Below are 11,215 nucleotides of genomic sequence, written 5' to 3'. Positions count from 1 at the left end.
CCGCATCGAGCCGCGACAGCGAAAACGAAGGCCAAAATCCTACCCATGGCTGAAGAAGCCGCGTGACCTCGCGCGCGACGACATCATTCGCTACGGGCGCCCGCAGCGGCCTAAGTAAGTGCCATTCGCTCTAACACTATGATCTTTACCATTGCTCACCCTGTTGTCCCGGCACACACGCCAGCCGCAACCTAATCAATAAAGGCGATCATCCTTGAGGATTCGATAATAGAGATAGAAAGTTTAAGTCGCAAGCACTAGGCCTCAAACCAAGGGAAAATGCGGATGTAGCGCAACACGCCCGGCCCGGCGCTCACGCGCCAGGCCCAGATTCGAACACATCGTTACATTGCCGGCACGCGGCCTAGAACACCCAACGCACCGTGGCGCGTGCGCCGTGGTCCTGTCGGCCGCGCGAATAGCGGCCCGCATAGGCAACGCCCAGGCTTGTCGTCTTGGTCAAGTCTGCCTGCATGGCAAGATCGAGCGACCAGGCCCGCCGCGCCACGGGCAGCCCCTCCGACATAAAAACGGTATGGCGCGCACTGTCGCGGAAATACTGGTGGCTGAACGCGCGAACGTCGCCCCCAGCATGATGCCATGCGAGCTGACCCTGCCATTGCGCCGAGCCAGCTGGCGTCTCCCACCTATGTGCTGCCCGCAAACCCAGCGTCGACAACAGCAGCGACTGACGGGCGGGCAGTACCCGGGTTGCCGCCGCGCCACCGGATTCGACAAAACCATCGGTGCGTGCCTGCACCCACGCCATCTGCAAGAACGGGCTCACCGTTGATGCCGGCGAGCTCAGCGCCTTGGCCAGCCACCGCATCGGCGCAATGATTTCGCCAAACAACTGCATCGTACGCCCGTGATAATTGCCTGACAGCGCATCGTGCAATCCCGCGACCGCAATCGTCCTGTGACTGCGAATCTTGTGCCAGGAGCGCGCCAAGCCTAGCGTCACATCCATGTTCCACAGACGCGTGGCCACATCCAGGCCGGCATGCATGCTTTGCACCTTGGCGTCGGCCATGGCATGGCGCCGCCAGCTGTGGCTCTGTTGCACGCCAAGGAAGCCGCCCAGCTTCATGGCCGCGCCTATCGGCCTTTGCATACCCAGCACCAGCCCGCCAATATCGCGCTCGTCGGCCGGCGTACCGCCTTCCGAGGCACGGTCTGCCGATGAATAGAAAACATGCGACCAGGACGGGGATGTGCCCGCATTCTGCAACACTGCCTCGCGTAGAAAGCGGCTGTCCTCCAATAGCCCTGAACGCACCGAAGCCGTCCAGCTGCCCGATAGTTGATTCAACGCGGTACTGGCCTGGGGTTTGTCCATCACCACAATCTGATCATGCAGTTCCTGATTGTCTTTTTTTGGGGGTTCGGGCGCGGCTTCTTCGACGGCCACCTCAGTGGTGGGAGGCGCCTCAGTGTGATCCGGAGAATCCGGTACCACCGTCTCCGGAACAGCCGGCGGCGGCTCAGCCGGTGCCGGCGTACTGGGTGTCGGTTCGACTGGCACAGGGACAGTTGGAGTTGGAGTTGGAGTTGGAGGAACGATTGGATCTGGAACAACTGGCACCGGGTCAACGGGTACAGGAACGACCGGCGGTGGCGTAACCGGCGGCGGTACGACCGGCGGCGTCGCCGGCACATCCTCGTCGATTACCTCGCCAACCTCACCTTCGGTCGGCGTTTCGCCGCCTTCCTCCAACGGCGTGCCGTTGCGATCCAGCCGTAGCCGCACCGTAGTGTCGTCGTAGCTTAGCGTCGGTGTCAGGAAAGGCAGGTTCGTCGCCACCGTCGCAAAGCGCGTTCCTTCAAAACCGCCGATCGCTTGGATCAGTGAATAACTGGTACTGGGCTGCCAATCACCGTCGCCGGCACGCGTCTTGACATGGCCGTCCAGCAAGGCCTTACCCGCCACCAGCACCGAATCGGCCAGGCCCGCCGCCGTTGCGTCGACCTCAAAAATCGCCCCCGGCTGGAATTCCAACCTTTCCGTTACCGTGAACGCCGCCGTATGGCCCGCGCCGCTACCGGGCGACAACACGCCTCCGTCGTGGATAATGGCCTGGCGGACCGTGCCGCCGCCCTCCAGGCGCGCATCCTTGTTGACGCGCACAGTGCCGGCCAAATGCCAGTCCACCTCCAGCGCGCCCTCATTGACCGTCACAAAGGACGGAAAGCTTGCGATGCCGGTGAAACGCAAGGTGCCCGCGCCCTGTTTGACGACCGGAATCGACCCTCCCATATTGCCCGCCTGCACCGCCACGCCGGAGTCTACGCGCCATTGCACGCTGTCGGCCAAGGCCCATGAGGCCGGGTCGATCGAGCCGTCGGGCGCCGCAGTATTCTCGCCCTGCAGATGCATTTGGTTGAACAGCCTGGCGCCAGGCGCATAGCTGACCACACTGCCCTGATAAGGCATCAAGGCATTGGTGCGCACGCCCAAGGCGTTGCTGCCCACAATATGCAGCGTACCTTCGCGCAGCAAGGTGTTGCCTTGGAAGGTATTGGATCCGGACAAGGTCAAGCTGCCCGTTCCCCACTTTTCCAGGCCGGCCTTTGAACCGTCAAAGCTGGAAACCAGGCCGCTCAGGTGCAGGGCCGCGTTTTCATTGACATGAATCGCCGCCACCCGGTCACCGATCTGCACTTCCCGCGCGGATTCGAAGCTGCCATCGATATAAAGGGTGCTGTTGGATAAAAGAAAAGGCGCATCGGGAGAACCCCATTGCGCCTCATCGCGTATCCATTCCTGCGCTGACGAAGGGGGTGACCACAAGACTCCGGACAGGAAGGCCACCGCCGCCATCTTTTTCACGCCACCGCCGACGGCGGCCCACCACGTGATACTGAATTGCTTGCTACTACAGACATCCAACGACAACAGCGGAACATTCTGAATCTTCATAGCGTTCTCCGGTTGATGAATATGTCACGAATGTGACAAACCGGATTATGTAACGAAAAGATTCGGACGCAACCGGTAACCCTATGTCGATTGTGGTTTAGCGCTACTGGCGGTTATCCCAATACTTCCTATGCATGCTGAAACCACTCCGCAGCCGCAGCGGTAGCTTTGTATAACTCTTGCCCAGCTTATACCCCAGGATCTTGAAGAAGTTATGTACGCACGCACGCGGTATCCAAGCCGGCGCACGCGCCAATAAATAGCGAAATTCGGAGATCAGAAAGCGCTTACCCTCGCCCCCGGCTCCGCCAAATTCCTTGGCGATCCATGCTTCGTCGTGGTGAAAAACGCCAATATCGAAGTAGCGCCGGAATTCTTCCAGCGGCGTGTAGTTATGCGAATGCATGACCGTTGCATCCGCCACATAGGCGACCTTATGCCCCGCCATCACGGCCTTGGCCGCGAAATACATGTCTTCGCTCAGTATGCTTTTCTCGGGGAACCCGCTCAGGTCTTTGAACACAGACAGCCGGTAGGCGGCAAAGGAATTCGAGGTAAATACCGCCTTCAGTCCCATGGCATGCCCACTGTTACGGTCGCTGACATAGCTGCGCTCGCGGTAATTGAACGAGCGCGCGTGAGCGGCGATAGGGTTGGCATCGGCATGGGGCAGTTGGCGTCCGTAAGCCACGGCCACATTGGGATCATCAAATGCCCGGATCAAGGCCGTCAAGGAATCACTACCTGCCAAGATGGCATCCTGGGTCAGGAAGATGACGATGTCGGTGCTTTCGTCCAGCGCGTCACAAGCCCGGTTGCGCGTTCCGGCATGGTCGAAATCCCGCGGATCTATCATCTGTACCGCAAAACCGCTGGCGCGCGCCACGATAACGGTATCGTCAATCGACGAAGAGTCAACTACCTGCACGCCCGACACTTGCGGCATTACCGTGCAAGCTTGCCTAATAGCGCCGGCGCATGCCTTCCATACCGTTCCACCGTTATAGGTCGGCACAATAATCGCGGCGCGCAGCACCTTATCGTGCTTCATTCTACCTTCCCGGCAAGCCAATCACGGCTGTCCATTGAAAAAGCCTTTATAGACCGTCTGGAAAATGATCTTCAGGTCCAGCGTCAGGGACCAGTTATTGATATACCAAAGATCATGTTCGACCCGCTTCTCCATTTTCTCGAGCGTATCGGTTTCGCCGCGAAAGCCGTTCACCTGAGCCCAGCCGGTAATGCCAGGCTTCACCTTGTGCCGCTGCATATACGACTCGACCTGGTCCTTGTAATACTCGTTGTGCGACAGCGCGTGCGGGCGCGGGCCGACGATCGACATCCGGCCCTGCAACACGTTATAGAACTGCGGAAGCTCGTCCAGGCTGGTGCGGCGCAGGAATGCACCCAGCGGTGTAATGCGCGGGTCGCCATAGTGTGCCTGGGTGATCACATTGGTCCCTTCTTCATGCACTTCCATGGACCTGAATTTATAGACCTTGAACCGGCGGCCATTGATGCCGGTACGGTACTGCTTGAAGATCACGGGACCCGTGGAGGTGCATTTGATGGCGATGGCGATCACCACACACACGGGAACCACCACGACCGAGATGACCACCCCCAGCACCAAGTCCTCCAGCCGCTTGATCAAGCGAGCCGGCCCTTCCATGGGGCTGCGACTGATGTCCAGTGCATAAAGCCCCGCAATTTCGCTGACACGGTGGTTCAGCAGCGGCAAGTCGCCCAGGTCGGGAAGGTAGCGAATGTCCACCGTCTGGTGACGCAATGCATACAGAATGGTCTTGATGGACTCGCCTTCGTGCAAAGGCAGGCACAGCCACACCTCGTGCGCCCCGGTCGTCACCACATCGGCCACCAAGCGGTCGAGCCATGCCTGGCCGCGTTCAAGCTGCAGTGTCTTGATCACTTCGTATCCAGACTCCGGCAGATCACCTTGCTTGTCACGAAGATTGGACGCCGAGGTGCCGGCCTCCACGATCAATGCCCGTTTAAGATTACGCCCGCGGCTGCGGATGTGGCGCAATAAAAGATAGATGAGAAAACGAAACAGCGTGATCAGCAGGATGGCGGCCGCCAGGGTGCTGACCAGCCAGATGCGCGAGTAGGTTTCTGAAACCTTGAGAAAAACGGCCAGGCTGGTAACCATGGCAAGCGCCAGCAGCCAGGCACTATAGACACGCCCCAGTTGCCAGAAAAAGTGCTTGCCCCGCCATGATGAATAATTGCCCAGCAAAATCTGGCAGAGGACCACCATGAGGGCGATGATGAACGTGGCGGCCAGGTAGTGCTCGAGCATGTACCAATCGCCGAACCGTAAATGATGGGCGATGTAGCTTCCGGCCACAATCAATATGAATTCCATCACGGCCGCCAGGAACGCAAGCGGATAGCGTTCAGCCAGCAGAGGGGTGGAATGCGAGGTGGGCTTCATTTCGGCGATTCAGGCATGGGAACTGAAGATTGTAGCTGGCCGCGACGCTATAAAGGTAGCTGCCAATTATCGGATCGCCAACATGATCTTCCTGATAAAGAACGAAAATACGTTGAAGTCAGGCAGAAAGTGCCTAGCCATCATGTAGTTGGCCATCAACTGGCCACGATACTGGCGATATTGCACTATCTTGTGCAAAATACCCGCCCAGCCCCAGCGCCTCGCCCCGACGACATTGCCCGAATGCTGCCGATATTGCACCGTGGCCTCATGCAGGGGTATCAACTTCCCTTTGGCCTGCAGCACTTTCAGACCGCACCACCAATCATGCATGACAGCGACCGGCAACACTGGACGGCAAGCCCGAAGTGCCGACTTGTTCATAAGCAGCGTACAGCCGGTGATGCAATTGCGTACCGCAAGGTTCTGAATCGAATGGGTCAGTCGATCTGGCTGAATGTTCTGGAACGCCCAGAACGACGGCGCGACGACGTTCAGGTGTTCGTCGACCACGGCGAGGTCGGTGAAAACGGCCAACGGTGTATCTATGCCGCACAAGGTCTCCTGTTCCAATAGAGAACGCATGGAATCTTGAATTTTATTGGGCAGCCACACGTCGTCCTGGTCGGCTAACATAATGTAGTCTGCGGTGGCATGCGCCATGAGATGCGCGAAATTGGCCTTAGCACCGCCGCAAATAACGCTGTCGCTCAAAATAACGATATGCCCCGGCAACCTGGAGGCATAGCTGGCTGCAAGCTCAATAGTTCCGTCATCGGAACCATCATCGTGAATGATAAGCTTCCAGTTTGGGTAGCTTTGACCCACTATGGAGTCGATTTGAGCCGCCAAATAATAGGCACCGTTATAGGTCGCCATCAGGATTTCAACCAGCGGCTGTTGCATTTTTCACCTTAAGACTTGTACCGCATTGTATTCATTCCGGCTCGCCTCCCAGGGAAAACCCTAGCGTTTTTGCAATAACGCTAGCAAACAATATTGCAATGTTACAATCTTGCGCCTTCGCTGCGCGTTAAGCAGGTATGGTACAGACCTCGCATTCTATACTCGCTCATTCGGCGGCTGCCACAATAAATTCGATTCGACAGTCATTGCGTAACAAGGTGGAGTAATGCAACCGGAACGCTGCGACAATTCGGTCAATCTACAATACACCGCATGAAAATACTACTTCTAGGGAAGGATGGCCAAGTTGGCCAAGAACTACAGCGCACCTTGCTTCCATTGGGTAAAGTGATTGCCTTGGGCCGTCAGGATGCGAATCTTGAAGACCCGGCAAGCATCGAGCGCGCGCTGAGTTCGCACGCCCCCGGCATTATCGTCAATGCCGCCGCTTACACTGCCGTGGACAAGGCAGAAAGTGATGAGACCACAGCCCGCAAGATCAACGCGGACGCCGTGGCGGTATTGGCGCAGTATGCCAACAGGACCAACGCATTGCTGGTTCATTATTCAACGGACTACGTCTACGACGGCGAGAAGAATAGTTCCTATGTCGAGACGGACAGCACCGGACCTCAAAGCGCCTACGGGCGTACAAAGCTGGAAGGTGAACAAGCCATAGTGCAAAGCAATTGCCACGCATTGGTATTCCGTACAAGCTGGGTTTTCTCGGCGCACGGCGGCAACTTCATCAAGACCATCATGCGTCTTGCCAAGGAGCGTGACAGCCTGAGTATCGTAGCCGATCAGATTGGCGCCCCCACGTCGGCAGAACTGCTTGCCGACGTCACTGCCCTGGCAATCGCCGCATATAAGCAACAAAAACCAATTAAGGCCGGTATCTACCATCTGGCCGCATCAGGCGAAACCAGCTGGCATGGCCTGGCCACGCACGTAGTCAAAAGGCTGGAAGAAAAAGGCGTAGCCTTGGCATTAAGCGCGTCAGAAATCCGCGCCATCGGCACGGACGAGTACCCTCTACCGGCCATACGGCCGAAGAACTCGCGCCTGGACACGAGCAAACTGAGCAATGCCCTTGGCCTGGAAATTCCCCATTGGACGATCTATGCTGATCGAACAATCGACCAGTTAACGAAAACGGATAAAAAATGAAGCGCAAAGGTATTATTCTGGCGGGCGGCTCCGGTACCCGTCTACACCCCGCTACCCTGGCCATCAGCAAACAATTGCTGCCGGTATACGATAAACCAATGATCTATTACCCGCTGAGCACCCTGATGCTGGCCGGTATCCGCGACATTCTCATCATCTCGACACCTCAAGATACCCCCCGGTTCCAGCAGTTGCTGGGCGACGGCCAGCAATGGGGACTCAACCTGCAGTATGCGGTACAGGCCAGCCCGGACGGCCTGGCCCAGGCATTCGTAATCGGTGAAGACTTCATTGGTGGCGACCCGTCGGCACTGGTGCTGGGCGACAATATATTCTACGGTCACGATCTGGATAAGCAGCTTGGCAGCGCCATGCGGCGCACCGACGGCGCCAGTGTTTTTGCCTACCATGTGCACGACCCAGAACGTTACGGCGTCGCGGAGTTCAACGCCGCCGGCAAAGTCTTATCGCTGGAAGAAAAGCCCAAGTCGCCGAAGTCCAACTATGCCGTCACGGGCCTGTATTTCTACGATGAGCACGCGGTCGAGCTGGCCAAAGGCCTGCAGCCATCGGCCCGGGGCGAACTGGAAATTACGGACCTGAATCGTTTATACCTGGATCAAGACAAGCTTCACGTCGAAATCATGGGCCGCGGCTATGCATGGCTGGACACCGGTACGCATGAATCACTGCTCGATGCAAGCCAGTTCATCGCAACGCTGGAAAATCGACAGGGCCTGAAAGTGTCTTGTCCCGAAGAAATTGCATTCCGGCAGCAATGGATCGATGCCGCCCAGCTTGAAAAGCTGGCCGCGCCCCTTACCAAAAACGGTTACGGACAATATTTGCTGCAGATACTGAAGGAAACGGTGTACTAGATGAAAGCGACTCCCCTCGCCATACCAGATGTCATCCTGTTCGAACCCAAGGTATTCGGGGACGATAGGGGCTTTTTCTTTGAAAGCTTTAACGCCACCGTCTTCGAGGCTGCCGTCGGAAAACCGGTAAGTTTCGTCCAGGACAACCACTCCCGCTCCGCGAAAGGCGTGCTGCGCGGACTGCACTATCAAATACAGCAGGCGCAAGGAAAGCTGGTGCGCGTGGTGGCCGGTGAGGTGTTCGATGTGGCGGTGGACATCAGAAAAAGCTCGCCGACCTATGGCAAATGGGTAGGCGGCGTGTTAAGCGCCGAAAATAAAAAACAGATGTGGATCCCGGAAGGTTTCGCGCACGGCTTCATCACCCTGAGCGAAACCGCCGAGTTCCTTTATAAGACCAGCGACTACTATGCACCGCAATTTGAACGCTGCATACAATGGAACGACCCTGAAATCGGCATCGGATGGCCGGTGGGCAATGAACCCATATTGTCCGAAAAAGACAAGAAAGGCGCGATGCTGGCGGAGGCTGAAGTATTCGCATGACATCAACTTCGCAAGGCATCAACCCGCATGCGGCACAGCCGGTCAGCTTTGCCGCTTTACTTCGCAGCCTGTGGCGCAATCGCCAATTAGTGCTGCAAATGACCAAGCGCGAAGTTATCGGTCGCTACAGAGGGTCAATAATGGGCCTGGCCTGGTCGTTTTTCAATCCGATCCTGATGCTCTTAGTCTACACGTTCGTCTTCTCGGTGGTGTTCAAGGCCCGCTGGGGAACGACCGGCGCAGAAGAGAGCAAAAGCCTCTTCGCAATAGTGCTTTTCGTCGGCATGATTGTGCACGGCTTATTTGCTGAAGTTCTTAACCGCGCACCCAGTATCATCCTGTCCAACGTCAGCTACGTGAAGAAAGTGGTGTTCCCGCTGGAGATTCTTCCCGTCGTGGCCATGGGCGCCGCCCTGTTCCACAGCAGCGTCAGCTTAAGTGTATTGCTGGCAGCGTTCATGCTGTTCAATGGCTTCATACACTGGACTGCCATCTTCATTCCGCTGGTTTTGTTACCGATTGTCATATTGACACTGGGTTTTGCCTGGGTCCTGACTTCGCTGGGCGTATACCTTCGAGACGTAGGCCAGACCATCGGTGTCATCACCACCATACTTATGTTCCTGTCGCCAGTGCTGTACCCAATCACCGCCGTTCCAGAAAAACTGAGACCCGTCATTATGGGCAATCCACTCACATTCATTATCGAGCAGGCCCGCGAAGTACTGGTGTGGGGCCACACCCCGCATTGGACCGGGCTGGCCGTCTATACCGTCTTGTCGTCTGTCGTAGCGTGGCTGGGATTCGTCTGGTTCCAGAAAACCAGGAAAGGATTCGCAGATGTCATCTGACGAGATAGCGATACGCGTCCAGAACCTGAGCAAGCATTATCAAATCTACGATGCGCCACGGGACCGACTCAAGCAATTCATAATGCCGCGACTTCGTCAGTGGGCGGGCAAAGGCCACCGCCAGTACTTTCGTGAATTTCATGCCCTGGAAAACGTCTCGTTCGAGATCAAGCGCGGCGAAACAGTGGGCATCATCGGGCGTAACGGATCCGGAAAATCCACGTTGCTGCAGATCATTTGCGGCACGCTGACCCCTACCCACGGAAGCATAGAGACAAAAGGCCGGATTGCGGCCCTGCTTGAACTGGGCTCGGGGTTCAATCCCGAATTCACCGGCCGCGAAAACGTCTACATGAACGCGTCAGTGTTGGGGCTCACGCAAAAGGAAATCGACGACCGATTCGACGATATCGTCGCTTTCGCGGACATAGGCGATTTCATCGAACAGCCGACCAAAACGTATTCAAGCGGGATGGTAGTCAGGCTGGCCTTTGCGGTGATCGCACACGTAGATGCGGACATTCTCGTCATCGACGAGGCGTTGAGCGTGGGCGATGTGTTCTTTGTACAAAAGTGCATGCGTTTTCTGCGCGAGTTCATGGATCATGGCACCGTGCTCTTTGTCAGCCACGATACCGGCGCGGTGCTGAACCTGTGCGAAAAAGCGGTCTGGCTGCATGAAGGCCATGTAGCCGCATTGGGCAACCCCAAGACGGTCACCGAACGCTACCTGGAAAAGCTGTACGAAGAGCAGCAAGGGCCAAAAGCGGATAAAAAGGCAACGGGCCCCATGCAAGCGGGCGCCGATACCGACCTACGAGATGCCGCCGACAAAGAATCGGACTTCCCGGATACCAAAATACCGACCGCCAGAAAGCCGTTGCGCGACATGAGGCTGGATTTCATTAACCAGACCAACTATCGCAACGATATCGAGCTGTTTGAATTTTCGCCGGAAGCGCAGAGTTTTGGCATAGGCGGGGTCGAGATCACCGATGTCCAGCTACTGGATCCAATGGGGAACCGCCTGAGCTGGATAGTCGGGGGCGAAGACGTCCAGCTGGTCATCCGGTGCAGGTCGCGCCAGGTAGTTCAGCGGCCCATCGTCGGATTTACGGTAAAAGACCGCCTGGGACAGCCGATTTTCGTGGACAACACCTACCTGACTTACGCTGACCAGTCCATACCGGTCGCCGAGAACGATGTCTTCCAGGCGACCTTTGCCTTTACCATGCCGCTGATTCCGACGGGAGACTACACGATTTCCGTTGCAATCGCCGATGGCACCCAGCAGGCGCACGTACAGCATCAGTGGCTGCACGATGCCCTGGCATTCAAAGTCCACGCATCCAGCGTATGCATGGGCCTGATCGGACTTCCCATGGAACGCATCGAGCTCAAGAAGCTATGAACGTGATAGCTTCCAACAGCGCCTGCTATTAGTACACTACGACATTAAATCTCCGCTAGCGGGCAAAAGGCCACTGGC

General features: G+C 56.9%; 9 protein-coding genes. 5 read left to right on the top strand and 4 right to left on the bottom strand.

The window, feature by feature from the left end; all coding sequences use genetic code 11:
- Positions 1 to 364: 364 nt before the first annotated feature.
- The 4 genes from CR159_RS20300 to CR159_RS20285 form a co-directional block, all read right to left on the bottom strand.
- A complete protein-coding gene (locus CR159_RS20300) occupies positions 365 to 2,920 on the bottom strand; it encodes an autotransporter domain-containing protein (protein ID WP_102075766.1) in 2,556 nt (851 codons plus the stop codon).
- 103 nt (positions 2,921 to 3,023) lie between these two features.
- Positions 3,024 to 3,971 (bottom strand): glycosyltransferase family 2 protein, encoded by a 948-nt coding sequence (locus CR159_RS20295; RefSeq protein WP_233208430.1) that lies wholly within the window; start codon positions 3,969 to 3,971, stop codon positions 3,024 to 3,026.
- 21 nt (positions 3,972 to 3,992) lie between these two features.
- The gene (locus CR159_RS20290; RefSeq protein ID WP_102075765.1) at positions 3,993 to 5,375 is read right to left on the bottom strand and encodes an undecaprenyl-phosphate glucose phosphotransferase; all 1,383 of its coding nucleotides are present in this window, start codon (positions 5,373 to 5,375) and stop codon (positions 3,993 to 3,995) included.
- Between the two features lie 66 nt (positions 5,376 to 5,441).
- Positions 5,442 to 6,281, bottom strand: coding sequence for a glycosyltransferase family 2 protein (locus tag CR159_RS20285; protein ID WP_102075764.1), 840 nt, complete (start codon positions 6,279 to 6,281; stop codon positions 5,442 to 5,444).
- Positions 6,282 to 6,554: 273 nt separating this feature from the next.
- Here CR159_RS20285 and rfbD point away from each other — a divergent pair, with 273 nt between their 5' ends.
- The 5 genes from rfbD to CR159_RS20260 are packed head-to-tail and all read left to right on the top strand — an operon-like array spanning position 6,555 to position 11,137.
- Entirely contained in the window at positions 6,555 to 7,451 is an 897-nt protein-coding gene (rfbD, locus tag CR159_RS20280) for a dTDP-4-dehydrorhamnose reductase (RefSeq protein ID WP_102075763.1), read from the top strand.
- Positions 7,448 to 8,329, top strand: coding sequence for a glucose-1-phosphate thymidylyltransferase RfbA (gene rfbA, locus CR159_RS20275; protein WP_102075762.1), 882 nt, complete (start codon positions 7,448 to 7,450; stop codon positions 8,327 to 8,329). The genes rfbD and rfbA overlap by 4 nt, the downstream gene beginning before the upstream one ends.
- Positions 8,330 to 8,875, top strand: a complete 546-nt coding sequence (rfbC, locus tag CR159_RS20270) for a dTDP-4-dehydrorhamnose 3,5-epimerase (protein WP_102075761.1) — start codon at positions 8,330 to 8,332, stop codon at positions 8,873 to 8,875.
- Positions 8,872 to 9,726 carry an ABC transporter permease gene (locus CR159_RS20265; RefSeq protein ID WP_102075760.1) on the top strand — a complete coding sequence of 285 codons (855 nt, stop codon included), beginning with the start codon at positions 8,872 to 8,874 and terminating at the stop codon, positions 9,724 to 9,726. The genes rfbC and CR159_RS20265 overlap by 4 nt, the downstream gene beginning before the upstream one ends.
- Positions 9,716 to 11,137 (top strand): ABC transporter ATP-binding protein, encoded by a 1,422-nt coding sequence (locus CR159_RS20260; RefSeq protein WP_102075759.1) that lies wholly within the window; start codon positions 9,716 to 9,718, stop codon positions 11,135 to 11,137. The genes CR159_RS20265 and CR159_RS20260 overlap by 11 nt, the downstream gene beginning before the upstream one ends.
- Positions 11,138 to 11,215 lie beyond the last annotated feature (78 nt).

This window comes from Pollutimonas subterranea (genome assembly GCF_002849655.1).
GTDB lineage: Bacteria > Pseudomonadota > Gammaproteobacteria > Burkholderiales > Burkholderiaceae_B > Pollutimonas > Pollutimonas subterranea.
This window is presented reverse-complemented; position numbering and strand designations above follow the sequence as displayed.